Origin of the sequence: Pseudomonas sp. 2,4-D, assembly GCF_030418155.1 — a bacterium.
GTDB classification, from domain to species: domain Bacteria; phylum Pseudomonadota; class Gammaproteobacteria; order Pseudomonadales; family Pseudomonadaceae; genus Aquipseudomonas; species Aquipseudomonas alloputida.
Window position 1 is genome coordinate 14,013 of the sequence record NZ_JAUHUI010000019.1, and the last position, 24,176, is coordinate 38,188.

General features: G+C 61.9%; 23 protein-coding genes. 9 read left to right on the top strand and 14 right to left on the bottom strand.

The genetic code is table 11. From position 1 onward, the window contains the following. Together QYE47_RS15135 and QYE47_RS15140 are read left to right on the top strand one after the other, a co-directional pair. Window positions 1-2,346 carry an FdhF/YdeP family oxidoreductase gene (locus tag QYE47_RS15135; protein ID WP_019438881.1) on the top strand — a complete coding sequence of 782 codons (2,346 nt, stop codon included), beginning with the start codon at window positions 1-3 and terminating at the stop codon, window positions 2,344-2,346. Window positions 2,347-2,542: 196 nt separating this feature from the next. Continuing rightward, window positions 2,543-3,025: a glycine zipper domain-containing protein gene (locus QYE47_RS15140; protein WP_010951626.1), complete on the top strand. Its 483-nt coding sequence runs from the start codon at window positions 2,543-2,545 to the stop codon at window positions 3,023-3,025. Between the two features lie 56 nt (window positions 3,026-3,081). Here the strand turns inward: QYE47_RS15140 and QYE47_RS15145 are convergent, their stop codons facing one another. The 3 genes from QYE47_RS15145 to hslO all read right to left on the bottom strand — a co-directional run bounded on the left by QYE47_RS15145 (window position 3,082) and on the right by hslO (window position 6,424). Beyond that, window positions 3,082-3,522, bottom strand: coding sequence for a thioesterase family protein (locus QYE47_RS15145; RefSeq protein ID WP_014589341.1), 441 nt, complete (start codon window positions 3,520-3,522; stop codon window positions 3,082-3,084). 281 nt (window positions 3,523-3,803) lie between these two features. Next, window positions 3,804-5,345: a phosphoenolpyruvate carboxykinase gene (locus QYE47_RS15150; protein ID WP_019438882.1), complete on the bottom strand. Its 1,542-nt coding sequence runs from the start codon at window positions 5,343-5,345 to the stop codon at window positions 3,804-3,806. A gap of 179 nt (window positions 5,346-5,524) precedes the next feature. Continuing rightward, window positions 5,525-6,424 (bottom strand): Hsp33 family molecular chaperone HslO, encoded by a 900-nt coding sequence (hslO, locus tag QYE47_RS15155; protein ID WP_014589339.1) that lies wholly within the window; start codon window positions 6,422-6,424, stop codon window positions 5,525-5,527. Window positions 6,425-6,544: 120 nt separating this feature from the next. On the opposite strand from hslO, the gene QYE47_RS15160 reads away from it, so the two are divergent. Continuing rightward, a complete protein-coding gene (locus tag QYE47_RS15160; RefSeq protein WP_014589338.1) occupies window positions 6,545-7,339 on the top strand; it encodes a phosphatase PAP2 family protein in 795 nt (264 codons plus the stop codon). A gap of 27 nt (window positions 7,340-7,366) precedes the next feature. Here QYE47_RS15160 and QYE47_RS15165 read toward each other — a convergent pair whose 3' ends face one another. After that, window positions 7,367-7,768 carry an RNA-binding S4 domain-containing protein gene (locus QYE47_RS15165; RefSeq protein ID WP_014589337.1) on the bottom strand — a complete coding sequence of 134 codons (402 nt, stop codon included), beginning with the start codon at window positions 7,766-7,768 and terminating at the stop codon, window positions 7,367-7,369. Between the two features lie 109 nt (window positions 7,769-7,877). Here QYE47_RS15165 and QYE47_RS15170 point away from each other — a divergent pair, with 109 nt between their 5' ends. After that, the gene (locus QYE47_RS15170) at window positions 7,878-8,360 is read left to right on the top strand and encodes an ATP-dependent zinc protease (protein WP_004576370.1); all 483 of its coding nucleotides are present in this window, start codon (window positions 7,878-7,880) and stop codon (window positions 8,358-8,360) included. Beyond that, window positions 8,357-9,262 carry a 30S ribosomal protein S6--L-glutamate ligase gene (gene rimK, locus QYE47_RS15175; protein WP_003255817.1) on the top strand — a complete coding sequence of 302 codons (906 nt, stop codon included), beginning with the start codon at window positions 8,357-8,359 and terminating at the stop codon, window positions 9,260-9,262. Before QYE47_RS15170 ends, rimK begins: the two co-directional genes overlap by 4 nt. A gap of 97 nt (window positions 9,263-9,359) precedes the next feature. Here the strand turns inward: rimK and QYE47_RS15180 are convergent, their stop codons facing one another. Then, complete coding sequence (locus QYE47_RS15180) at window positions 9,360-10,673, bottom strand: ATP-binding protein (protein ID WP_014589336.1); 1,314 nt, start codon at window positions 10,671-10,673, stop codon at window positions 9,360-9,362. 13 nt (window positions 10,674-10,686) lie between these two features. Then, a complete protein-coding gene (gene ompR, locus QYE47_RS15185) occupies window positions 10,687-11,427 on the bottom strand; it encodes a two-component system response regulator OmpR (RefSeq protein WP_012270052.1) in 741 nt (246 codons plus the stop codon). A gap of 217 nt (window positions 11,428-11,644) precedes the next feature. Here ompR and QYE47_RS15190 point away from each other — a divergent pair, with 217 nt between their 5' ends. From QYE47_RS15190 to QYE47_RS15205, 4 genes are all read left to right on the top strand, one after another. Beyond that, the gene (locus QYE47_RS15190; protein WP_014589335.1) at window positions 11,645-13,969 is read left to right on the top strand and encodes a Tex family protein; all 2,325 of its coding nucleotides are present in this window, start codon (window positions 11,645-11,647) and stop codon (window positions 13,967-13,969) included. Further along, window positions 13,969-14,352 (top strand): PaaI family thioesterase, encoded by a 384-nt coding sequence (locus QYE47_RS15195; protein WP_010951620.1) that lies wholly within the window; start codon window positions 13,969-13,971, stop codon window positions 14,350-14,352. The genes QYE47_RS15190 and QYE47_RS15195 overlap by 1 nt, the downstream gene beginning before the upstream one ends. A gap of 138 nt (window positions 14,353-14,490) precedes the next feature. Continuing rightward, on the top strand, window positions 14,491-16,083 hold the full coding sequence (gene gshA / locus QYE47_RS15200) for a glutamate--cysteine ligase (RefSeq protein WP_041166819.1): 1,593 nt from the start codon (window positions 14,491-14,493) through the stop codon (window positions 16,081-16,083). Next, complete coding sequence (locus QYE47_RS15205; RefSeq protein ID WP_010951618.1) at window positions 16,083-16,715, top strand: TetR/AcrR family transcriptional regulator; 633 nt, start codon at window positions 16,083-16,085, stop codon at window positions 16,713-16,715. Before gshA ends, QYE47_RS15205 begins: the two co-directional genes overlap by 1 nt. 142 nt (window positions 16,716-16,857) lie before the next feature. Here QYE47_RS15205 and QYE47_RS15210 read toward each other — a convergent pair whose 3' ends face one another. The 8 genes from QYE47_RS15210 to QYE47_RS15245 all read right to left on the bottom strand — a co-directional run bounded on the left by QYE47_RS15210 (window position 16,858) and on the right by QYE47_RS15245 (window position 23,934). Next, on the bottom strand, window positions 16,858-17,073 hold the full coding sequence (locus QYE47_RS15210; protein ID WP_003255829.1) for a molybdopterin-binding protein: 216 nt from the start codon (window positions 17,071-17,073) through the stop codon (window positions 16,858-16,860). Between the two features lie 27 nt (window positions 17,074-17,100). Then, window positions 17,101-17,913 (bottom strand): aliphatic sulfonates ABC transporter ATP-binding protein, encoded by an 813-nt coding sequence (gene ssuB, locus QYE47_RS15215; protein WP_014589333.1) that lies wholly within the window; start codon window positions 17,911-17,913, stop codon window positions 17,101-17,103. Next, window positions 17,910-18,707 carry an aliphatic sulfonate ABC transporter permease SsuC gene (gene ssuC, locus QYE47_RS15220; protein ID WP_003255831.1) on the bottom strand — a complete coding sequence of 266 codons (798 nt, stop codon included), beginning with the start codon at window positions 18,705-18,707 and terminating at the stop codon, window positions 17,910-17,912. Before ssuC ends, ssuB begins: the two co-directional genes overlap by 4 nt. Before the next feature lie 10 nt (window positions 18,708-18,717). Next, window positions 18,718-19,866, bottom strand: a complete 1,149-nt coding sequence (ssuD, locus tag QYE47_RS15225) for an FMNH2-dependent alkanesulfonate monooxygenase (RefSeq protein ID WP_014589332.1) — start codon at window positions 19,864-19,866, stop codon at window positions 18,718-18,720. Between the two features lie 59 nt (window positions 19,867-19,925). After that, complete coding sequence (locus tag QYE47_RS15230; RefSeq protein ID WP_014589331.1) at window positions 19,926-20,891, bottom strand: sulfonate ABC transporter substrate-binding protein; 966 nt, start codon at window positions 20,889-20,891, stop codon at window positions 19,926-19,928. 85 nt (window positions 20,892-20,976) lie between these two features. Further along, window positions 20,977-21,570, bottom strand: coding sequence for an NADPH-dependent FMN reductase (gene ssuE / locus QYE47_RS15235; protein ID WP_003255835.1), 594 nt, complete (start codon window positions 21,568-21,570; stop codon window positions 20,977-20,979). 219 nt (window positions 21,571-21,789) lie between these two features. Further along, window positions 21,790-22,428: a peroxiredoxin gene (locus QYE47_RS15240; protein WP_003255836.1), complete on the bottom strand. Its 639-nt coding sequence runs from the start codon at window positions 22,426-22,428 to the stop codon at window positions 21,790-21,792. A 165-nt stretch (window positions 22,429-22,593) separates the two neighbouring features. After that, a complete protein-coding gene (locus QYE47_RS15245; RefSeq protein ID WP_014589330.1) occupies window positions 22,594-23,934 on the bottom strand; it encodes an OprD family porin in 1,341 nt (446 codons plus the stop codon). Window positions 23,935-24,176: the final 242 nt, after the last annotated feature.

Here is a 24,176-nt window from a genome sequence, read left to right on the forward strand (position 1 = left end):
GTGACCTCGTACCAACAATTTCCGGACAACACCCCAGCCTCCCCCCCTCGCTACAAGCCCTACCACGGCCCCGCCGGCGGTTGGGGCGCACTGCGTAGCGTGGCCAAGGCATGGGCCGGCAGCGATAACGCGCTGAAGAACATTCGCGCCCTGCTCAAGACCAACCAGAACGGCGGTTTCGACTGCCCCGGCTGCGCCTGGGGGGATTCGCCGGAAAGCGGCATGGTCAAGTTCTGCGAGAACGGCGCCAAGGCGGTGAACTGGGAAGCCACCAAGCGCCGTGTCGATGCTGCCTTCTTCGCCCGTTACAGCGTCACCTCGCTGCTGCAGCAAAGCGACTACTGGCTGGAGTACCAAGGGCGTCTGACCGAACCGATGGTCTACGACGCACCCAGCGACCGTTACCTGCCGATCAGCTGGGATGCCGCCTTCGCCCTGATCGCTCGCGAACTGAACAAGCTGGCCAACCCTGACCAGGCCGAATTCTATACCTCGGGACGTGCCAGCAACGAAGCGGCGTACCTGTACCAACTGTTCGTGCGCGCCTACGGCACCAACAACTTCCCTGACTGCTCGAACATGTGCCATGAAGCCAGCGGTGTGGCATTGGGGCAAAGCGTCGGGGTCGGCAAAGGTACAGTCACTTTCGACGACTTCGAGCACGCCGACGCCATTTTTGTCTGGGGCCAGAACCCCGGCACCAATCACCCGCGCATGCTCGACCCACTGCGTGATGCGGTAAAGCGTGGCGCCCAGGTGGTGTGCATCAACCCGCTCAAGGAGCGTGGTCTGGAACGCTTCCAGCACCCCCAGAACCCACTGGAAATGCTGACCAACAGTGACCGTCCGACCAACACCGCCTTCTTCCGCCCGGCCCTGGGTGGCGACATGGCGATGCTGCGCGGCATGGCCAAGTTCGTCCTGCAATGGGAACGCGAAGCCCAGGCCAACGGCGAACCGGCCGTGTTCGACCACGCCTTCATCGCCGAACATGGCCATGGCGTCGATGAATACCTGGCCGTGGTGGACGCCACGCCGTGGTCGCACATCCAGGCACAGTCCGGCTTGTCCCTGGCCGATATCGAACTGGCCGCGCGCATGTACTGCCGGGGCAAGCGGGTGATCATGTGCTGGGCGATGGGCATCACCCAACACCGTCATTCGGTGCCGACCATTCAGGAAATCGTCAACCTGCAGATGCTGCGTGGCAACATCGGCGTGCCCGGTGCCGGCCTGTGCCCGGTGCGTGGCCACAGCAACGTGCAGGGTGACCGCACCATGGGCATCAACGAGCGCCCGCCAGAGGCGCTGCTGGATGCCATCGAAAAGCGCTTTGGCTTCCCTGTGCCACGGCGCAATGGCCATAACACCGTCGAAGCCATTCATGCGATGCTCGATGGCCGGGCCAAGGTTTTCATCGGCTTGGGCGGCAACTTCGCCCAAGCCACACCCGACACCGAGCGTACCGCCCAGGCGCTGCGCAACTGCGAACTGACCGTGCACATCAGCACCAAGCTCAACCGTAGCCACTTGGTCCATGGCAAGCAGGCACTGATCCTGCCATGCCTGGGCCGCACCGACATCGACCTGCAGGCCGAAGGGCCGCAGGCAGTCACGGTGGAAGACTCGTTCAGCATGGTCCACGCCTCCAACGGCCAGCTCAAGCCGCTGTCGACGCAAATGCGCTCGGAGCCTGCGGTGATCGCTGGCATCGCCGCCGCCACGCTGGGCAAGCAACCGGTGGACTGGCACTGGCTGGTGGCCGACTACGACCGTATCCGCGACCTGATCGGCGACACCATTGCCGGTTTCAGCGGCTTCAACCAGCGCCTGCGTCACCCGGGTGGCTTCTATCTGGGCAACAGCGCGGCCAGCCGCGAATGGGCGACCAGCACCGGCCGCGCCAACTTCAAAGCCAACCTGCTGCCCGACACGCTGCTTGACGAACGCGTACGCGCCAGCGGCCAGTTGCCAGACTTGATCATGCAATCGATGCGCTCGCACGATCAGTACAACACCACTATCTACGGCCTGGACGACCGCTACCGCGGTGTGCGCGGCCAGCGCGAGGTGCTGTTCGCCAACGAAGCCGACATCATCCGCCTGGGCTTCCAGCCGGGGCAGAAGGTCGACATCGTTTCGCTGTGGGGGGATGAACATGTGCGCCGGGTGCAAGGCTTTACCCTGCTGGCCTTCGACATACCTGCCGGGCAGGCGGCGGCGTATTACCCGGAGGTGAACCCGCTGGTGCCGCTGGAGAGCATTGGCGTTGGTAGCCATACGCCGACATCGAAGTTCATTGCCATCAAGCTGGAGCGTGCGAGCGAGGACAGGCGTATCCTGTAAAAACGAAAAAAGCCCTGTTCCGTGGCGGCTCAGGGCTTTGTCATAAAGGTCTCAGACAGCCTAAAAACGATAAAGTTTCATAGTAAATACAGCAAGTTAGAGAATTGTGTACAACTCGTGTTACTCGTCGGATTTCCGTTGCCAGCCACGCCTCTTAGCCTCAAATTCGCCTCGTCATCCCTATGAGGCTCTCTTGATGAAGAAGTACTCCTCGATTCTGTTGTTGTCTTTCAGCTTGCTCAGCGGCGTTGCCATGGCAGGCGGCACCACCGAAGCCGGCATTGGCGGCGCATTGGGTGGGGTACTGGGCTCAGTCGTGGGCAACTCCATCGGTGGCAGCACCGGCGGCGCCATTGGTGCCGGTCTGGGCGGTGCGGCAGGTGGCGCCCTGGGCGCAGACAAACGCCAGCGTGGTGAGGCCGCTATCGGCGGCGCGCTGGGCGCTGCAGGTGGTAACGTGGTCGGTCGCTCCGTGGGCGGCACCACGGGTAGCTACATTGGCGCGGCAGCCGGCGGTGGTGCCGGTGGTGCGCTGGGTAACTACCTGGGCAAAGAGGCCGACAAAGACGATTACCGCGATGGCCGCCGCTATCGTCGCGGCTACGACGACGACCGTCGTCACTGGGACCGTGGTCACCACTATGGTCACCGCAAGCACAAGCGCCACTGGCGCGACTAACGCCTGAGGGCCCTGCCCCCGGCAACAAAAGCCCCGCCCCTGCCAGCGGGGCTTTTTTATGCCTGCCGCTCCAGCACGAGGCCGGACAGGATAACCTGCAGCGCCTCTGGCAACGCCACAGGCCGGCCACTGTCGCGCTCGATGAACACCTGCACTACCGTGCCTGCTGCGCACGCCTCCGGTTCGCCCGGGCGATACAGCGCCAGCCGGTACTCTACCGTGCTGCCCGCCAGACGCGTCACTCCCAACCCCACTTCCAACAAATCCGGGAAGCCCGGTAGCGCGTAGAAATCCGCAGCCGAACTGACCACGAAGGCGGCCAGTTCACCGTGCCGCAGGTCCAGTTCGGCCTGTTCGACGAGAAACGCCTGTATCGCGGTTTCAAAAAAACTGTGCACCGTTGCACCGGCGATGTGTCCGTTCAGGTCGTTGTCCTGGGGGCGGGTGAGGATCGGGTGGAAGTGGGAGAAGGCAATTCGCTGAAGGGCTTCGGTCATCTGGCTGGCTCTTGTCTTCGCAATGGATGCTGACAGTGAAACAGAAAAACCAGACTTTCGCTGCCTATGCGGGCCCCTTCGCGGGCAAGCCCGCTCCTACGACGGCCTGCGCCCACCACCGATCAATGTGTAGGAGCGGGTTTACCCGCGAATACGATGGCGGCTGCGACGGTGAATCGCGGGTGGAAATTGGCCAGCAGGCCCGGCCCTTTCGCGGGCAAGCCCGCACCCACAAAAAAGCCGCCCCTGGGGGCGGCTTTCTCGTTGCGGCTGAGCTCGGCTTACAGCTGCGGGCCAGCGGCCTTGATGGCGTCGGAAACTTCGAACTTCTTGAAGTTTTCGATGAACAGCTTGGCCAGACCTTTGGCAGCCTCGTCGTAGGCCGCTTTGTCAGCCCAGTTGGTGCGCGGGTTGAGCAGTTCGGTTTCAACGCCCGGAACGGCCTTCGGCACGTCCAGGTTGATGATGTCCAGGTGCTCGGTTTCGGCACCGACCAGTGCGCCGCTCTGGATAGCAGCGATCACGGCACGGGTGGTGGGGATGCTGAAGCGCTTGCCAACGCCGTAGCCACCACCAGTCCAGCCGGTGTTGACCAGGTAGACCTTGGAGTTGAAACCGTTGATACGCTTGATCAGCAGCTCAGCGTACTCGCCAGCCGGACGCGGGAAGAACGGTGCGCCGAAGCAGGTGGAGAAGGTCGACTTGATGCCGCCGCCCGAGCCCATTTCAGTGGAACCGACCAGCGCGGTGTAGCCGGACAGGAAGTGGTAGGCCGCCTGCTCGTTGTTCAGGATCGAAACCGGAGGCAGAACACCTGTCAGGTCGCAGGTGAGGAAGATCACTGCATTAGGCTCGCCGCCCAGGTTCGCTTCCGAACGCTTGGCAACGTGCTCCAGCGGGTAGGCCGCACGGCTGTTCTGAGTCAGGCTGACATCGGTATAGTCGGCGTGCTTGTTGGCGTCGAGAACGACGTTTTCCAGTACTGCGCCGTGCTTGATGGCTTTCCAGATGACCGGCTCGTTCTTCTCGGACAGGTCGATGCACTTGGCGTAGCAGCCGCCTTCCATGTTGAAGACAACGCCTTCGCCCCAACCGTGCTCGTCGTCACCGATCAGGTAACGGCTTTCGTCAGCCGAAAGGGTGGTCTTGCCAGTGCCGGACAGGCCGAAGAACAAGGTTACATCGCCTTCTTCACCGATGTTGGCCGCGCAGTGCATAGGCAGTACGTCGGCAGCCGGCAGCAGGAAGTTCTGCACCGAGAACATGGCTTTCTTCATTTCGCCGGCGTAGCGCATGCCAGCGATCAGCACTTTCTTCTGGGCGAAGTTGATGATCACGCAACCGTCGGAGTTGGTGCCATCACGCTCAGGTTCGCACACGAAGTTGGCAACGTTGAGGACCTGCCACTCGCCACGGCCAGCCGGGTTGTACTGCTCCGGGTTAATGAACAGGCAACGACCGAACAGGTTCTGCCAGGCGGTCTGGGTGGTCATCTTCACCGGCAGGTAGTGCTCCGCGGCCGCCCCTACGTGAACGTAGGAAACAAAGTGATCCTGGGCGTTGTTGAACGCCTCGACGCGGTCCCACAGGGCATCGAACTTGTCGGCCGGGAACTTGCGGTTGATCGGGCCCCAGGCAATGGCGTCCTGGGTGGAAGGTTCTTCGACGATGAAACGGTCAGCCGGCGAACGGCCGGTACGGTGACCAGTCTCCACGACCAGTGCGCCAGTATCGGCTAGTACGCCTTCACCGCGTTGCAGCGCTTCTTTTACCAGCTCATCGACGCTCAGGTCGGTGTACACGGTGTTGTTGGCTTGCGTCATGAGATACCCCATCCGGCCCGAGGCCGAGTGCTCCAAACGTTTTGTAGTTGTCTTGAAAAAACTACTACAGCGAAAAAAGTGGCCGGATTATGCCAGAAACGCCCAAAAAAAGTAGGCCCCTCCTGTCAGAACTGCGCTTTTGCGCAATTCGACAGGAGATTATCCTGTGATTTAACGTTTCAGTGACGAGTTTCTGAGGCCACGTCAGTACCGCCACCCGCAAACAATTGCGCCACATCGCTGGCATCGAAGAAGTAGCGCTCGTTGCAGAACTGGCAATCGATCTCTACCGTCCCGCCACATTCGTCCACCAGCGCCTTGGCGTCGTGCTCGCCCAGACTGACCAGCGCATTGCCGGAGCGTTCCCGCGAACAGCTGCAATTGAAGCGCAGTGGCTGGATATCGAACAGGCGCACGGCGTCTTCGTGATACAGGCGGTGCAGCAGGGTTTCGTTGCCCTCTGTCCACTCTTCAGGCTTGAGCGTCTTGGCCAGGGCGACCACATGCTGCCAGCTGTCTTCGCGCTCTTCATCATCCGGCTGGCGATCACGCGGCAGTTGCTGCAGCAATAGCCCACGGGCCTTGCCGCCTGCGGCATTGAGCCAGAAACGGGTATTGAGCTGCTGCGACTGGACGAAGTAGTTGGTGAAACATTCAGACAGGTTGGCGCCATCGAGGTCGACGGTCCCCTGGTAGCGCTGGCCCTTGACCGGGTCGATGGTCAGGGTCAGGTGGCCGTCGGGCATCAGCTGCGACAGGGTGGCACCAGCCGGAATCTGGTCCGCTTCGTAGCGGGCCATGCCACGAATCTCGCGCTCACTGGAACATTCCACCATCAGCAGCGGAATCGGCCCGGCCGAACGCGCCTGCAGAATCAGCAGGCCATCGAACTTCATCGCACCCACCAGCAAGGCGGTGGCGGCCATCAACTCGCCGAGCAGCACCTTGACCGGCTGGGGGTACTCATGACGCGCCAACACCGCGGCGTAGCTGTCATCGAGAGACACCCACTCGCCGCGCACATCGCGCTCGTCGAAGATGAAACGTTGGGTGAAATCGGTATCAGGCAAATCGCTCATAGGTTTCGGCTATCTAAAAAATGATGACAAAATGGTTACAAGGGTTGTCGAAAACCGGCGAGAACCCGTGACAGAGCGCTCACAAGGCGCTCCGATTCCTGTTTGCAATAGAGGTATTTTATGGACAATCGACCACTGTTCCAAGCAAGGTGGTCCTGGGGGCCATTGGCAGCCTGTACGCTGCTTCCCATCGCTCTACTGTGTTTCTGGATATGGCCTTTTGGCCAGATCCTGTGCCTGACTTTCGACGAGTGGCTGTTCCGCAGCCTGAACGCGCCGCTGGCCGATAGCACCACCTGGCGCTACATCTGGACCATCGGCAGCCTACGCCCGTTCGACATCGTCGTCGGCCTGATCCTGCTGGCGGTGCTCATTCGTGGTGACTGGGTGTTCAAGGCTACTCAGGTTCGCCAGGCATTTTTCGGTTTTCTGGTCACGCTACTCCTCTTAGTGGTGATTCGTGCGCTGTTTTCCAAGTGGGTGGATGCAGCCGGGTGGCAACACAAGAGTCCATCGATGATCTTCGACGACGTCGTGCACCTGAGTGACTATTACCCGAACCTGGAGGCTGCCTGGGAACTCAAGGACCGCTCCAGCAAGAGTTTCCCGGGTGATCACGCCTCGGTGCTGCTGATCTGGGCGCTGTTCATGAGCGTGTTCAGCCGCGGTCTTGCGCAATACCTGGTGGTCTGGGGGCTCGCAGCGCTGTTCATGCTGCCGCGCCTGGTGGCCGGTGCCCACTGGGGGCAGGACGACTACATCGGCGGCTTGCTGATGGCCGTACTGGCACTGGGCTGGAGCTACTACACGCCGCTGGCGGCCAAAGGCAGCGAGGCGTTGATGCGCTGGACAGCGCCGTTGTTCAAGCTACTGTCCACGTTACCGTTGGTCGGAAGAATGGCGGTGTTGCGCTAGATTTTTGGGGCTGCGCAGCAGCCCCATTCAATCGTAACTTCCATGCAACTGGTGAATCTGCCGACGTTGCTTCTTGGTCGGCCGGCCATCGGTGGTCACGCCCATGGCCCCGGCCTTACGCATCTCAGCCGCCTGTTCACGGCGACGCACACTTTCTTCAGTTTCCTCGTACAACGCCTGCGCCTCTGGGGCACCACGACGCACCACCGACAGCGCCTTCACCACCACCGTGCGCTCATCGAAGCCCGTACGCAGCAAGAACTCGTCGCCCACCCGCGGCTCCTTGCCCGGCTTGCAACGCTCGCCCCGGCAATGCACCTTGCCACTCTCGATCGCCGCCTTGGCCAGCGCTCGCGTCTTGTAGAAGCGCGCCGCCCACAGCCATTTGTCCAGGCGAACCTTGTCGTCGTCTTCGGCTTTTTGTGCCATCCCGTTACCTCGGATTCTGTCTTTCATCGAACTGTACTACCTTCACATACGGATGCAAAAAGTCCCCGCCGTGCTTAAAGTTCACCACCTTATTCGCAGGGTGCGCTTCGTGAAGACATTTGACCATTTGACTGTGATCGGCCTGCGCGAGTGGGTCGCCCTGCCTGACCTCGGCGTGGCCGGGCTGCGCGCCAAGATCGACACCGGTGCCAGCACGTCGAGCCTGCATGCCACCGAAGTGGAACCCTTCGAGCGCGACGGCCAGCCCTGGGTTCGCTTCACTGCGCACCTGGGCTCGGTGGTGCAGTTGCGCCACCGCCGCTGCGAGGCACCGTTGGTGACGATGAAAACCATCAAGAGCTCCAACGGCCACGCCCAGACCCGCTACGTCATCCGCACGTCACTGGCGTTGGGTGATGGTGTGTGGGAGGTGGAGTTCACCCTGGCCTGCCGCAAGAACATGCGCTACCGGCTGTTGCTTGGCTCCAAGGCCCTGATACACGGCCAGCTGGTAGTGAACCCAGGCCTGAAATACGTACAAGACAAACCGGCCTTCCCGGCCACCCTTTCCCCTGTCACAGGTGCTGCATGAAGATCGCTGTGCTGTCGCGCAATCCGCGTCTGTATTCCACCCGCCGCCTGGTCGAAGCCGGTACCCAGCGTGGCCACGAAATGGTGGTGATCGATACCCTGCGGGCCTACATGAACATTGCCAGCCACAAGCCGCAGATCCACTACCGCGGCAAGCCGCTGGAAGGCTTCGATGCCGTGATCCCGCGCATAGGTGCTTCGGTTACGTTCTATGGCTGCGCGGTGCTGCGCCAATTCGAAATGATGGGCGTATACCCGCTCAACGAGTCGGTAGCCATTGCCCGCTCGCGCGACAAGCTGCGCTCGTTGCAACTGTTGTCGCGCCGCGGCATAGGCCTGCCGATCACTGGTTTCGCCCACTCTCCGGACGACATCCCCGACCTGATCCAGATGGTCAACGGTGCCCCGCTGGTGATCAAGGTGCTGGAAGGCACCCAGGGCATTGGCGTGGTGCTGTGCGAAACGCCCCAGGCGGCCGAGTCGGTGATCGAAGCGTTCATGGGCCTCAAGCAGAACATCATGGTGCAGGAGTACATCAAGGAAGCCGGTGGCGCAGATATCCGGTGCTTCGTGGTAGGCGACAAAGTAATTGCCTCGATGAAGCGTCAGGCCAAACCGGGCGAGTTCCGCTCCAACCTGCACCGGGGTGGCGTCGCCAGCCTGATAAAAATCACCCCTGAAGAGCGCATCACCGCCATTCGGGCGGCCAAGGTGATGGGGTTGAGCGTGGCGGGTGTGGATATCCTGCGCTCCAACCACGGGCCGTTGGTGATGGAGGTAAACTCGTCGCCAGGGCTGGAGGGCATCGAAGTCACCACCGGCAAGAACGTCGCCGGGATGATCATCGAGCACCTGGAGAAGAATGGCGGGCCCAATCAGACCCGGACCAAGGGCAAAGGCTGATTCAAGGCTGTACCCGCCGCTTCGCGGCTAAGCCGCTGCCACAGGTACTGCACAATCCCTGTAGGTGCGGCTTTAGCCGTGAAGAGGCCAGTGAGCCTCACACAGCATTACGCGGCAGCAGCAACCCCAGCGGCAACCTGACCCGCGCCTCGATCCCGCCGCCAGACCGGTTACGCAACTCCACGTTTCCGCCATGTTGCGCAGCAATCCGCTTGACGATCGCCAGCCCCAGCCCGGTGCCCTTGCCGCCCCGTGCCCGGTCACCGCGAATGAACGGGTTGAAGATGGTTTCCAGCTCCGACTCGTCAATACCGGTGCCCCGGTCCAGCACACTGAGCACCACATACGGCGCACTCTCGTCACCTGACACATAGGCAGCCACCTCGACCCCCTTGCCAGCATGGTGCAGGGCGTTGCCGATCAGGTTGCCCAGCATGCGCTTGAGCGAAACCCGGCGCAGCGGGAACGGTGGAATCGGCTCCAGGCACAGGCGCACACGCTCTACCGGCTGGTTGTACGGAGCCACCACCTCACGCACCAGGTCAGCAAGGTCGACCTCTTCCACCGGCTCGTCACGGCCATCGCGGATGAAGGCCAGGAACTGATCGAGAATCGCGTCCATGTCCTCGATATCGCGAACCATGTCATCGCTCAGCTCGTTGTCGCTGTTCAGCAAAGACAGCGACAGACGCAGACGCGTCAGTGGCGTGCGCAAGTCGTGGGAAACCCCGGCCAGCATCAACTCACGCTCGCGCCCGGCCTGCTCGACATCCTCGGCCATCTGGTTGAACGCCTTGTACACCTCGGTCATCTCGCTGGGGGTATCGCTGATTGGCAAGCGCACACTGCGCCCCTGGCCAAGCTGGCGGGCAGCGAACACCAAGCGTTTGAGCGGCTGGTTGAGTTGACGTACAAAAATCCACGCCGATGCTGTGGACAACAAGCCAATGGCCAGGAACCAGCCCAGCACGTTCCAGATCTTCTGCCCGCGCAATGGATGCGGGTACAGCGGCACTTTCAGCCAACCCGGACCCAGGCTTGGCGCATTGACCCACAACGCGGGCGGTGCATGAATGCGCAGCCGCACTTCGGTGTCGTCACCCAGTTCGGCCTGCATCTGCCGTTGGTAGATTTCACTGTAGGGCCAATGCTGCTCGCCTTCGGGCACACCCGAGCCGGTCACCCGGATAAGACCTGCCGCCTCGGCGATCTTGTCGCGGTTTTCTTCGTCGGCGGCCCAATAGGCGCGCAAGGTCAGCGCTACACCATGGCTGTACTGACGGTCGACCAGCACGTCCTCGTTCATCAGCAGGTAGACCAGGGTCAGCGCCTTGGAGAACAGAACGACGATCAACACCAGCCACAGGGTGCGGGCGAAGAAACTTTGCGGAAACCAGAGCGGTGTTTTCATCGACGTCCAGGCATCATTTTCCGGCGTTTCCGTCCGGTACGAACACGTAGCCCACGCCCCAGACGGTCTGGATGTAACGCGGCTTGGACGGGTCCGGCTCGATCATGCGACGCAGGCGTGAGATCTGCACATCGATGGAGCGCTCCAGCGCATCCCATTCGCGGCCGCGCGCCAGGTTCATCAGCTTGTCGCGGGTCAACGGCTCGCGGGCGTGCATCACCAGGGCCTTGAGCACTGCGAACTCGCCGGTGGTGAGCATGTGCACTTCGTCGCCACGCTTGAGCTCGCGGGTGGCCAGCGACAGCTCATAGTCGCCGAAGGTGACCGACTCGTCCTCGCTGCCCGGCGCTCCCGGCACGCTCGGCGCCTGGCGACGCAGCACCGCCTTGACCCGGGCCATCAGTTCGTCCGGGTTGAAAGGCTTGCCCAGGTAGTCGTCGGCGCCCAGCTCCAGGCCCTTGATGCGGCTGAGCTCGTCGCCCTTGGCGGTCAGCATGATGATCGGGATCTGGTTGTTCTGCTGGCGCAGGCGCTTGCAGGCGGACAGGCCATCCTCGCCAGGCAGCATCAGGTCGAGCACCACCAGGTTGAACACCTCGCGTTGCAGCAGGCGATCCATCTGCTCGGTGTTGGGCACCGCACGGGCACGGTAGCCTTTGCTGGTGAAGAAACGTTCCAGCAGGCTGCTAAGCCCCGGATCGTCGTCGACGATGAGAATCTTGTCACCTTCAGCGGTGTTTGGCGTGCCGGTCATGAATAACTCCTCTGATATCGCCGCGCATTATGGCGTAGCCATTGCTGCACGTTGCGTGAGCATTGTTAGCAGATTTTTCCCCCGGCGCCAGTTCCGGCTGGCCGGGCGCCATCACCGCAAGCCGTTTGCGATGGGTATAATGCGCGGCTTTCATCCAGCGCCGCCGGGCAAAAAGCCCACAGGCGACCCCCGTATTCACAAATGTCAGGTGGTTTACATGGACAGCATCAACAGCCGTATCGCCGAGGAACTGGGCGTACGCCCGCAGCAGGTCGAGGCGGCCGTGAGCCTGTTGGACGAAGGCTCGACCGTGCCCTTCATCGCTCGCTACCGCAAGGAAGTGACCGGTAGCCTTGACGACACTCAGTTGCGCCACCTGGAAGAGCGCCTGCGCTACCTGCGCGAACTCGACGAGCGCCGCGCCAGCATCCTTTCCAGCATCGAGGAACAGGGCAAGCTGACCCCGGAACTGGCCCGCGAGATCAAGCTGGCCGACACCAAGACCCGCCTCGAAGACCTGTACCTGCCGTACAAGCAGAAGCGCCGCACCAAGGGCCAGATCGCCCTGGAAGCCGGCCTTGGCGAACTGGCCGATGGCCTGTTCAACGACCCGACCCTGGCCCCGGAAAGCGAAGCCGCACGCTTCGTCAACGCCGAAAAGGGCGTGGCCGACGTCAAGGCCGCGCTGGAAGGCGCCAAGTACATCCTGATGGAACGCTTTGCCGAAGACGCCGCCCTGCTCGACAAGCTGCGCAGCTACCTCAAGCAGGAAGCCGTGCTCAGCGCCCGCGTCGTGGCCGGCAAGGAAGAAGAAGGCGCCAAGTTCCGCGACTATTTCGCTCATGACGAGCTGCTGCGTACTGCGCCATCGCACCGTGCCCTGGCGATCTTCCGCGGGCGCAACGAAGGCGTGTTGAGCGTCTCGCTGAAGGTCGGCGAAGAACTGCCCGGCACCCTGCACCCGTGCGAGCTGATGATCGGCAACCACGTCGGCATCGAGAACCGCAGCCGGCCGGCCGACAAGTGGCTGGGTGAAGTGGTGCGCTGGACCTGGAAGGTCAAGCTGTACACCCACCTGGAGACCGACCTGTTCGGCGAGCTGCGTGACAATGCCGAAGGCGAGGCGATCAACGTGTTCGCCCACAACCTGCACGATCTGCTGCTGGCCGCCCCGGCCGGCCCGCGCGCCACCCTGGGCTTCGACCCGGGCCTGCGCACCGGCTGCAAGATCGCCGTGGTCGACGCAACCGGCAAACTGCTGGACCACACCACGGTCTACCCGCACGCGCCGAAGAACGACTGGGACCGCACCATTTCCATCATGGCCGCACTGTGCGCCAAACACTCGGTGGAGCTGATCGCCATCGGCAACGGTACCGCCAGCCGCGAAAGCGACAAGCTGGTGGCCGAGCTGGTCAAGAAATATCCAGCCCTGAAAATCACCAAGATCATGGTCTCCGAAGCCGGTGCTTCGGTGTACTCGGCATCGGAACTGGCCGCCCGCGAGTTCCCAGACCTGGACGTGTCGATCCGCGGCGCCGTGTCGATCGCCCGGCGCCTGCAGGATCCGCTGGCCGAACTGGTGAAGATCGATCCGAAATCCATCGGTGTCGGCCAGTACCAGCACGACGTGTCCCAGCTGAAACTGGCACGTGGCCTGGACGCGGTGGTCGAGGATTGTGTGAACGCCGTGGGCGTGGACGTGAACACCGCTTCGGTGGCGCTGCTGACGCGCATCTCCGGCCTCAATGCCACCCTGGCACAGAACATCGTCGCCCACCGCGATGCCAATGGTCCGTTTGCCACCCGGGCAGCACTGAAAAAGGTCAGCCGCCTGGGTGAGAAAACTTTCGAGCAGGCCGCCGGCTTCCTGCGCGTGATGAACGGCGACAACCCGCTGGACGCCTCTGCGGTGCACCCTGAGGCTTACCCGCTGGTGCAGCGCATTGCTGCCGATACCGACCGCGACATCCGCTCGCTGATTGGTGACAGCAGCTTCCTCAAGCGCCTGGACCCGAAAAAGTTCACCGACGAAACCTTCGGCCTGCCAACCGTCACCGACATCCTGCAAGAGCTGGACAAGCCCGGCCGCGACCCGCGTCCGGAGTTCAAGACCGCCACCTTCCAGGACGGCGTCGAAGACCTCAAGGACCTGGAACCGGGCATGATCCTCGAAGGCGTGGTGACCAACGTTACCAACTTCGGCGCCTTCGTCGACATCGGCGTGCACCAGGACGGCCTGGTGCATATCTCGGCGCTGTCGGAGAAGTTCGTCAAAGACCCGCGTGAAGCGGTCAAGGCCGGCGATGTGGTCAAGGTCAAGGTCATGGAAGTGGACATCCCGCGCAAACGCGTCGGCCTGTCCATGCGCATGAGCGACACCCCGGGCGAGAAGGTCGAAGGCAACCGCGGTGGTAATCGTGGCAATGGCGGCAATCGCCAGCCGCAGGCACCGCGCCAGCGTGAAACCGCCACGGCTGCGCCGGCCAACAATGCCATGGCCTCGCTGTTCGCCAACGCCAAGCAACTGAAGAAGAAGTAATGGACGTACCTCGCGAATACGTCGAAAGCGCCTTCAGCCAGCTGCTAGGCTGCCGCCTGCAACACCTGGACAGCGGTGTTGCCGAGGTAGCCCTGGCGCTCGAGCCACAGTTGCGCAACCGTGGCCAGAAGCTGCACGGCGGGGCGATATTCAGCCTGGTGGACATCGCCATGGGCCTGGCCTGCTCGGCCAGCCATGGCTTTGACCAACAAAGCGTCACCATCGAGTGCAAGATCAACTACATGCGTGCCGTCAGCGACGGCGAAGTGCTGTGCACCGCCCGCGTGCTGCACGCTGGGCGGCGCACCCTGGTGGTCGACGCCGACGTAGTTCAGGGCGACAAGCTGGTGGCCAAAGCGCAAGGAACCTTCGCGGTTCTCTAGCTCACCAAGCAGTATCTGCGGTATTTTCAGCAGTGCGCTGGCACTGCTGGAACCGCGTAAACCAGGCGACAACGCCAGTTCCTTTCTTCCTACCCTTGTAGACCGTTATCTCTACCCCCATATTGGGGCGACTGACGCGTGAAGGAATACATCTTGAGCGAACTCCTCAACCGCCGCCTGAGCCTGCTCGGCGCCAATCTCCCCCTGCTCAAGCAGTGCCTGCACGGTATTGAGCGCGAATGCCTGCGCGTGACCGATGAAGGTCGCCTGGCCCAGACCCCGCATCCGGAAGCACTGGGATCGGCGCTGACCAACGAGCAGATCACCACCGATTATTCCGAGTCGCTGCTGGAGTTCATCACCCCGGCGCTGGCCGACCCGGCCAAGGTGCTCGAAAGCCTCGAAGAGACCCACCGTTTCGTCTACAGCAAGCTGGGCGACGAATACCTGTGGAGCCCGTCGATGCCTTGCACGCTGCCGGCCGAGGAGGATATCCCGATCGCCGAATACGGCAGCTCGAACATCGGCAAGCTCAAACACGTCTACCGTAAGGGCCTGGCCCTGCGTTACGGCCGCACCATGCAGTGCATCGCCGGTATTCATTACAACTTCTCGCTGCCCGAAGCGCTTTGGCCATTGCTGCGCGAAGCCGAAGGCAGTACTGAAAATGACCGCGACTACCAGTCGTCGGCCTACATCGCGCTGATTCGTAACTTCCGCCGCTACAGCTGGCTGCTGATGTACCTGTTCGGCGCCTCGCCGGCCCTGGACAAAGGCTTCCTGCGTGGCCGCCCGCACCAGCTCGAAGAGCTGGATGCCGAAACCCTGTTCCTGCCTTATGCCACCAGCCTGCGCATGAGCGACCTGGGTTATCAGAGCAACGCCCAGGCCGGTCTTACGCCCTGCTACAACAACCTGGCCAGCTACACCGACAGCCTGCGCAAGGCCGTTGGCACGCCCTACCCGCCTTACGTTGAAATCGGCACGCATGTGGATGGCGAGTGGGTTCAGCTGAACACCAACATTCTGCAGATCGAAAACGAGTACTACTCGAACATCCGCCCCAAGCGCGTCACATACACCGGCGAGCGGCCGATCCAGGCCCTGACCTCGCGGGGCGTGCAGTATGTGGAAGTGCGTTGCCTGGACATCAACCCGTTCCTGCCGGTCGGTATCGACCTGACCGAGGCGCGCTTCCTCGACGCATTCCTGCTGTTCTGCGCCTTGGAAGACAGCCCGCAACTGGACAACGGCGAGTGCGGCCAGTGCACCAGCAACTTCCTGACCGTGGTCAAGGAAGGTCGTCGTCCGGGCCTGGAGTTGCACCGCAATGGCCAGCCGATCAGCCTGAAAGACTGGGCCAGCGAGCTGATCGAGCGTATCCGCCAATTGGCCAATCTGCTCGACCAGGCGCAAGGCACTGATGAGCACGCCAAGGCCCTGGATGCGCAGCAGGCCAAGGTCGACGACACCTCGCTGACCCCGTCGGCCCAGGTGCTGGCACGCATGACCGAGCATGACGAGAGCTTCGTCCAGTTCTCGCTGCGCCAGAGCCGTGTGCACGCCGAGACTTTCCGCGAGCAACCGCTGAGCAACGAAAAGCAGCAAGCATTCGAGACGCTGGCCCGCGAGTCGCTCGCCAGGCAGTCCGAGCTGGAGCAAGACGAAGTCGGTGACTTCGACCTGTTCGTCGGCGCCTACCAGGCCAGCATCCTGGCAATCAGCAGTTGATGAACCGCACCACCACCCCGCGCAAGCCGCGCGCCAGCAGCCAGGCCAGGATCGAGGCGATCCTGGCGGCTGCGCGTGAGCTGTTGGCCGAACAAGGGGTGGCAGCACTTTCTATCTACAGCGTGGCCGAGCGGGCGCAGATTCCGCCTTCGTCGGTGTACCACTTCTTCGCCAGCGTGCCGGCCTTGCTGGAGGCACTTACTGCAGATGTGCACCGGGCGTTTCGCGAAGCCCTGAGCGCTCCTATCGACAGCAGCGCGTTCAGTACCTGGCACGAACTGTCACGGCTGATCGAACAACGCATGCTTGATATCTATCACGAGGATGCGGCGGCGCGGCAGTTGATCCTGGCGCAGCATGGCCTGAGCGAGGTAGTGCAGGCCGACCGGCAGCACGACATGGAACTGGGCGACTTGATGCACAAGTTGTTCGACCAGCATTTTCACCTGCCGGTGATGCCACCGGATGTGGATGTGTTTGCCCTGGCCATGGAGTTGAGCGACCGGGTATATGCACGGTCGGTGCAGTTGCACGAGGCGATCACCCCGCGCATGGCCGAGGAAGGCAAGCGTGTATTCGAGGCGTATCTAGGGTTGTATCTGCCGCCGTTTCTGGCCAAGCGTTCCAGCTGAGAAATCTGGGGCCGCTTGGCGGCCCTTCGCGGGCAAGCCCGCTCCCACAGAGCCCGCGCGCACCCTGGAGCTTGCGAAGTATCTGTGGGAGCGGGCGTGCCCGCGAAGGGCTGCAAAGCAGCCCCAATATCAAGCCGCCGCATCACAGCTTGGCGATAGACACTTCAGTCGACTTCACAAAGGCAATCACTTCACTGCCCACCTGCAACTCCAGCTCCCGCACGGAACGGGTGGTAATCACCGAAGTGACGATACCCGAAGCCGTCTGCACGTCGATTTCCGACAGTACCGGGCCTTCGAGGATTTCTTTCACAGTACCTTTGAACTGGTTACGAACGTTGATGGCTTTGATAGTCATGGTTTGTTTCCTTTTGGCTTCTGGGATTCAATGCGCCCAACGCAGCTGCGTGGGCAGAGGGGCTACAGGATCCGGCTCGGGCGCAGTGCCCGGGGTGGACAGAACACGGTTGAGCACTTCGCTTTCCAGCGCGGCCAGACGGTGCGAACCCCGCGCCCGGGGCCGTGCCAGGTCAACAGTGAGGTCGAGCCCGACCTCGCCGTCCTCGATCAGAATCACCCGATCCGCCACGGCAACCGCCTCGCTGACGTCGTGGGTGACCAGCAGCACAGTGAAGCCGTGCTGACGCCACAGGCGTTCGATCAGTTGCTGCATCTCGATACGGGTCAATGCATCCAGCGCCCCCAGTGGCTCGTCCAGCAGCAGCAGGCGGGGCTGGTGAATCAAGGCTCGGGCCAAAGCCACGCGCTGTTTCTGGCCTCCCGAGAGCGCTGCCGGCCATTCGTTGGCGCGGTCTGCCAGGCCAACCGCATCCAAGGCCTCCAGCGCACGCGGGCGCCAGTCGCCAGACAGCCCAAGGCCAACGTTGTCGATCACCTTCTTCCACGGCAGCAGCCGCGCGTCCTGGAACATCAGGCGGGTTTCTTCACGGGCCTCCTCCAGCGGCGCAGCACCGGCCAGCAGCTGCCCGGCGGAGGGTTGGTCCAGCCCGGCCAGCAGCCGCAGCAAAGTGCTCTTGCCGCAGCCGCTGCGGCCGACGATGGCCACGAACTGGCCGGCCGGAATGTGCAGGTCGATACCCTTCAAAACTTCGCGCTGGCCAAAGGTCTTGCGCAGGCCCTTGGAGGCCAGCGGGGTGCCACGCAGCAGGCGTGGCGGCTGTTCCTTGAGCACGGTCATGCGCCCTCCTTCCTGGCAACTTGATAGGCCGGGTGCCAACGCAGCCACACACGCTCCAGGCCTCGGGCCGCAAGGTCGGCAAGCTTGCCGAGCACGGCATACAGCACGATGGCCAGCACTACCACGTCGGTCTGAAGAAATTCGCGAGCATTCATTGCCAGGTAACCGATGCCGGCGTTGGCCGAAATGGTTTCGGCAACAATCAGCGTCAGCCACATGAAACCCAAGGCGAAACGCACACCCACCAGGATCGAAGGCAGCGCCCCCGGCAGGATCACCTGGCGGAACAGGCCGAAACCGGACAAGCCGTAACTGCGCGCCATTTCCACCAACGCTGGGTCAACGTTACGGATGCCGTGGTAGGTGTTCAGGTAGATCGGGAACAACGTACCCAGCGCGACCAGAAAGATCTTTGCCGATTCGTCGATACCGAACCACAGAATCACCAGTGGAATCAGCGCGAGGTGGGGCACGTTGCGGATCATCTGTACCGAGCTGTCGAGCAGGCGTTCACCCCAATTCGACAAGCCGGTGATGAAGCCCAGTACCAGGCCGATGCTGCCGCCGATGACAAAGCCCAGGCCTGCACGCCAGCCGCTGATGGCCAGGTGGGTCCAGATTTCGCCGCTGCGCACCAGCTCGACGCCCGCGCTTACCACTGCGCTAGGTGCCGGCAGGATACGCGTCGACAGCCAGCCAGCGCTGACGGCCAGTTGCCATATGGCCAACAGCAGCACCGGCAGCGCCCACGGCGCCAAGCGCTGGGTCAGGTTGGAAGAAGTTGCACGACTCATGGCCAGGCCCTCAGCTCTGCGACACAGATTTGGGCAGGATGTCGTTAGCCACCATCTCGCCGAACGGGCTTACATAACCACCCGTTTTCGGCTGCTCTGGGCGCTGCACATCAAGGTGCGGGAACAGCAGCTCCGCCACGCGGTAAGACTCTTCCAGGTGTGGATAACCCGAGAAGATGAAGGTATCGATGCCCAAGTCGGCATATTCCTTGACCCGTGCTGCCACGGTAGGGCCGTCGCCCACCAGCGCGGTACCCGCGCCGCCCCGTACCAGGCCAACACCTGCCCACAGGTTGGGGCTGACTTCCAGGTTGTCGCGATTGCCGCCGTGCAGGGCGGCCATGCGTTGCTGGCCCACCGAGTCGAAACGCGCCAGCGACGCCTGGGCGCGGGAGATGGTGTCATCGTCCAGGTGAGAGATCAGGCGCTCGGCGGCGGCCCAAGCCGCTTCGTTGGTTTCCCGCACGATCACGTGCAGGCGGATACCGAAGCGCACTTCGCGCCCTTGAGCGGCCGCTTTTTTGCGCACCTGTGCGATCTTCTCGGCAACGGCTGCCGGTGGCTCGCCCCAGGTCAGGTACAGCTCGACCTGTTCGGCCGCCAGGTCCTGAGCGGCCTCGGAGGAGCCGCCGAAATACAGCGGTGGGCGTGGTTGCTGAATCGGTGGGTAGAGCAGCTTGGCGCCCTTTACCTGGATGTGCTTACCGTCGTAATCGACGTTTTCGCCTTCCAGCACCTTGCGCCAGATACGGGTGAACTCGACCGAAGCTTCGTAGCGCTCTTGGTGGTTCAGGTGCAGGCCGTCACCCGCCAGCTCGTCCGGATCACCACCGGTCACCAGGTTGAATAGCGCACGGCCATTGGACAAGCGATCGAGGGTGGCCGCCTGGCGTGCTGCCACGGTCGGCGAAATGATGCCCGGGCGCAGAGCTACAAGGAACTTCAGGCGCTGGGTCACGGGGATCAGCGACGCGGCCACCAGCCAGGAGTCCTCGCAGGAGCGCCCGGTCGGGATCAGCACCCCACCAAAACCAAGGCGGTCGGCGGCCTGCGCGATCTGCTGCAGGTAACCGTGGTCGACCGCACGTGCGCCTTCGGAAGTGCCGAGGTACTTGCCGTCACCGTGGGTGGGGAGGAACCAGAAAATGTTAAGGCTCATTGGAGTCGTCTCCTCAAGGGTGGCTCTAGCCGGAGCAGCGCCCCGGCTCAGGCTGTCAATCAAGGCGCGCTAGCGACCTTGGCAGGGGGTGTCCAGATCACGTCCTTGATACTCAGCGGCTTGGGAATAAGCTTCAGCGCCTGGAACGTGTCGGCGATCTTCTGCTGCGCGGCCACCACGTCCGGGGTCAGCGGCGCAGCGCCGTAGCCTTGGCGTTTGACCGAGGTCAGGGTGATGTCGGCAGGCAGGCCGAGCAGCGGGGCAACCTGGTCGGTCACTTCCTGCGGGTTGGCCTGGGACCATTCACCCACGGCGCGCACCTCCTCGATCACGGTGTTGATCACCGCTGGGTGCTGTGTCGCATAGTTACGGGTGGCGAGGTAGAACTGGTGGTTGTCGACCAGGCCCTTGCCGTCACGCAGGGTGCGCGCTTGCAGCTGCTGCTCGGCGGCGGCCTGGTAGGGGTCCCAGATCACCCAGGCATCCACGCTGCCGCGCTCGAAGGCGGCGCGGGCGTCGGCCGGCGGCAGGTAGACAGGCTGGATGTCGCTGTACTTGAGGCCGGCGTCTTCCAGGGCGCGGACCAGCAGGTAGTGCACGTTGGAGCCTTTGTTGAGGACGACCTTTTTACCCTTGAGGTCCTTCACCGACTGGATGGGCGAGCCCTTGGGCACCAGGATAGCTTCGCTGTGTGGCGCTGGCGGCTCGTAGGCCACGTAGAGCAGGTCAGCGCCAGCGGCCTGAGCGAACACAGGCGGGGTCTCGCCGGTGACACCAAAATCGATGGAACCGACGTTCAGCCCTTCAAGCAGCTGCGGGCCGCCGGGGAACTCGGTCCATTGCACCTGTACACCCTGCTCGGCCAGGCGCTTCTCCAGCGTGCCCTTGGCCTTGAGCAGCACCAAGGTGCCGTATTTCTGGTAACCGATACGCAGGCTCTCGGCCTGGGCTTGGGTAATGGCGCCGAAGGACACAGCCGCCGCAAACAGGGCGACCAGACCACGACGCAAGAAGACTGTGCGCATGGCGCTCTCCTGTGCGAATGGGGTTCGGGTTGCACCTGCTTGCCTCGTTAACGGGCGAGTAAGGTGGTGAAGCGGGTAATGCCGTTCAGATGCTCCAGCGAGCGCTGATCAGACGTTCGTTCAATACGCCGGGGGCCACGGGGCGTGGCCGACGGGCCAGGGCGACGTGGAAGGTTTCCAGCGAGTCGTGCAGGCGTTCTTCCAGCGCCTGTACCAACTGCGCGGGCTTTGTACCTTCTGCGTAAGCCACCTGGCTGTCGTCGGCAAAGATCCCTTGCAGGGTCTCTTGTGCCTTGAGTGCCGACAGCACCGGCTTCAATGCGTAGTCCACCGCCAGCATGTGGGCGATGCTGCCGCCAGTGGCGATGGGCAACACGATCTTGTGGGCCAGGGCGCGCTCGGGCAGCAGGTCAAGCAAGGTTTTCAGGGCGCCGGAAAACGAAGCCTTGTACACCGGGGTGGAGACGATCAGGCCATCGGCCTGGGCCACCAGCTGTTGAAAGTGTTGTACATGCGGGCTGTCGAAACGGGCATGCAGCAGGTCTTCGGCGGGAAAGTCACGCACCTGGAACGTCACCACTTCAACGCCGCGATCCTGCAGCCACTGGCGCGAACGCTCGAGCAGCACGCCGGAGCGTGAACGGAGACTTGGGCTACCACCGATTGAGACGACCAGCATTGCTGCGCTTCCTTGTGTTCTGTTGGAGGTGACATTAACAGCTGTTATATATATCTATAAATCATATTTTTTCATTTGTTTATTCCATTATCGTCTTTATTCACAAGGGCCTCTTCGCGGGCGCGCCCGCTCGCACAGGTTTTTTGCAGGCATAAAAAAGGGCCGTCGAAACGGCCCGAAAATCCCTGCTTGGCTAAGAGCAATGCAACGAGGAATCCATTAACGATTGGGCTGAGGGGTCAGGCGCAGATAGGGTTTGACCGCCCGGTAACCTTTGGGGAAGCGCTGCTTGATCTCCTCCTCATCCTTGAGCGAAGGCACGATCACCACTTCATCGCCGTCCTGCCAATTACCCGGTGTGGCGACCTTGTGGTTGTCGGTCAGTTGCAGCGAGTCGATCACCCGCAGAATTTCGTTGAAGTTGCGCCCGGTACTGGCCGGGTAGGTGATGGTCAGGCGCACCTTTTTATTCGGGTCGATGATGAACAGCGAGCGCACGGTCAGGGTGTCGCTGGCGTTCGGGTGGATCAGGTCGTAAAGGTCGGACACCTTGCGGTCAGCGTCAGCAATGATCGGGAAGTTGACCACGGTATTCTGTGTTTCGTTGATGTCATCGATCCACTTGTGATGCGAGTCGACCGGGTCCACCGACAGGGCGATGGCCTTGACCCCGCGCTTGGCAAATTCGTCCTTCAGCTTGGCGGTCAGGCCCAACTCGGTGGTGCACACCGGGGTGAAGTCGGCCGGATGGGAGAACAACACCCCCCAGCTGTTGCCCAGCCACTCGTGGAAGCGGATCTTGCCTTCGCTGGAATCCTGTTCGAAATCGGGGGCGATATCGCCGAGTTTGAGGCTCATGGGCTGCGGCTCCTGGGCTGGGTTCTGTAGCGTATGGGTTCAATGTGCCTGCATTCAGTTAAAAACAAAAAGAATAAATAACGATTTATTTATAACCATAATGCATACGAATTGGCAGGCACAAAAAAGCCTCGCACTAGGCGAGGCTTTCTTTGTGGCTACGACTTACAGGAAGCTGTAAGTGTAGTTCACGATGAAGCGAGCCTGATCCTGGTCGGAACTGCTCTCGCCGGCACCACGGTACACGCCTTGGCGCAGACTGAAGCCCAAGCCTTTTAGGGCACCTTCCTGGAGGGTGTAGTCGATGCGCGCATCGCGTTCCCATTCATTGTAGGTGCCGCTGCCCGACTTGTTGCGGATATCGTCACCACGCAGGTAAGCAACCGATGCCTTCAGGCCTGGCACACCCAGCGCCGCGAAGTCATAGGAGTACTGACCGAAGGTGGTGTTTTCACCAGCACGGGCGAACTGGTTGATCATGCTGTCGGTGAACAGGTAGAAGCTGGAGCCGCCGGCACCTTCCGAGGTGCCGCTGTCGTTGCTCAGGCTGCCCTGGTTCAACCATACGAAGCCACCGTCGTCACCCACTTGCTGGTGACCGAGCATCAGCGCGTGGCCACCCAAGGTATAGGTGAACATGGCGGACCAGGTCTTGTTGTCGATCTCGCCGGTGTTTTTGGCGTAGCCACCGTTGTTGTTGAAGTTGTAAGCGCTGTCGTTGCCATTCTTGCCGTCGCTGCTGCTGTCGAAGTAGCGCAGGTCGGTCTTGAACGACTGGTCGTCAGCGATCTTGAACACGTGGGTCGCGCCCAGGAAGTGCTGCTTGTAGAAGTCTTCCAGGTTCGAGTAGTAGTACTGCAGGGTCAGGTCTGGAGTGAGCTTGTAGTCCAGGCCACCGTAGCGAAACTTGTTGCTTTCGGCATTGGAGCCGGCGACAGACAGACCGGTACGGTTGCTCGAAGCACGGCCCATGGCGTGGGTCAGCTGACCCGCGTTAATGGTCAGGTTGTCGATTTCCTTCGACTGGATGGTGCCACCTTCGAAGGTTTGTGGCAGCAGACGACCATCGTTGGAAACCAGGATCGGCAGGTTCGGTGCGAGCGCGCTACCAAAATGCGCTTCGGTCTTGGAGAAGCGCGCCTTGGCATTGGCACCGAAACGAGCCCACTGGGCTGCAGAACCTTTGCCGTCATCCGGGAAGAAGCCGGACTTGTGGTAACCCTCGCCGCCATCCAGGTGAATACCCCACAGCGCTTGGGCATCAACACCAAAGCCTACGGTGCCTTGGGTAAAGCCCGAGATGTAGTCGAGCTTGAAGCCCTGGCCCGACTCACGCTGGTCCGGGCGCTCCGCACCCGGTTTTGCGTGATCTTCACGGTTGTCGTTGTTGAAGTACATGGTGCGCGAGCTGAGCGACAGCTTGCTGTCCTCAACGAAACCGGCAGCGCCTGCTTGTTGGGCGAGAACCCCCAGTGCCACGGCCAGAGCCAGGCTGGACTTGTACATGTTTTGCTCCTCTACGTTCTAATTTTTGTGTATCTCTGGCGGAGGGGTCTGATGCCCCGCTCACCGGGATGGGCGATTTAGTCCCAAAGCGTGACCGTGAAGTCAATCGTTTCTAAACATTTCGCGACTTTGGTCTAAGACGCCACCTGCGCTACAGGATAATGACAATCCTATAAATCCAAAATGACTGTTTTATGAATTTGTAAGACTTTTAAGGAATATATTAGGAACCTTTACTGCCA